Genomic DNA, 286 nt, shown 5'->3' with positions numbered 1-286 from the left:
AACAAAGCCAATTCGATTTAGCCGTTTATGATCAGCAAAGTAAAACAGTGCACAGTATTAAAAACTCAGGTTATTCAGAAGAAGCGCCAGTGTGGTCACCAGATGGTAAATGGCTGGCTTATTTTAGGTATGATCCGCTCAGTTGCGACATTCGCGTTATCCCTGTCTCTAATGCCATTGAAACATGGCGCTTGAGCCCAGAATTCAAACTGACTCGTTGCCAACAACGTCATGGGCCTAGCAAATTACACTGGGCTGACGATAACACTATTTACACCACGCATTG

The 286-nt window shown here is 44.1% G+C and carries 1 protein-coding gene; it reads left to right on the top strand.

The genetic code is table 11. The annotated features are described in order from the left end of the window. The coding region (locus ACO0K4_RS19765; RefSeq protein ID WP_422958360.1) for a TolB family protein at positions 1-286 on the top strand (286 nt) is incomplete at both ends.

Origin of the sequence: Undibacterium sp. RuTC16W, assembly GCF_049339445.1 — a bacterium.
Lineage (GTDB): Bacteria > Pseudomonadota > Gammaproteobacteria > Burkholderiales > Burkholderiaceae_D > Undibacterium.
Note: the sequence above shows the minus strand (reverse complement) of the source record. Positions and strands in the feature narration are given on the sequence as shown.